This is a genomic window from Bradyrhizobium uaiense (assembly GCF_010811875.1).
In the GTDB taxonomy this organism is placed as follows: domain Bacteria; phylum Pseudomonadota; class Alphaproteobacteria; order Rhizobiales; family Xanthobacteraceae; genus Bradyrhizobium; species Bradyrhizobium uaiense.
The window spans coordinates 1-398 of sequence record NZ_VKHP01000609.1 but is presented as its reverse complement, the minus strand read 5'-3'; the positions used below and the strand labels follow the sequence as shown (position 1 = coordinate 398).

Below are 398 nucleotides of genomic sequence, written 5' to 3'. Positions count from 1 at the left end.
GTAAGCGCGATTTTCCCCGCACGTTGACGCCGGCGGTTTTGATGGATTGCCCTAGTATCGGGCGATACCGGGCCGTTCAGGCAGTGGCGGCTTTGTGGAAGTTGATGGGCAGCAGGTCGGTAATATCGGCGTCGCCGGCGCGCTGAGGCAATTCGGTGAGGACGTGGCGCAACCACGCTAACGGCTCGACACGTGAGGCGCGGCAGGTCAGCATCAGGCTGTAGACGACGGCACTGGCCTCGGCTCCGTCCACGGTATCACTGAACAACCAACTCTTCCTGCCAGTTACAAAAACCCTGATGTCGCGCTCCAGAAGATTGTTGTCGATCGGCATGCTGCCGTCCCCGGTGTAGCGCGTCAGATATTCCCATTGGTTTCGGGTGTAGGATACGGCGTCG

1 protein-coding gene is annotated in these 398 nt (G+C 60.1%); it reads right to left on the bottom strand.

Going from position 1 to position 398, the window contains the following annotated elements; all coding sequences use genetic code 11:
• Nucleotides 1-76: 76 nt before the first annotated feature.
• Nucleotides 77-398: IS66 family transposase (locus FNJ47_RS46720; RefSeq protein ID WP_163163559.1), on the bottom strand; the 322-nt coding region annotated here is incomplete at its 5' end.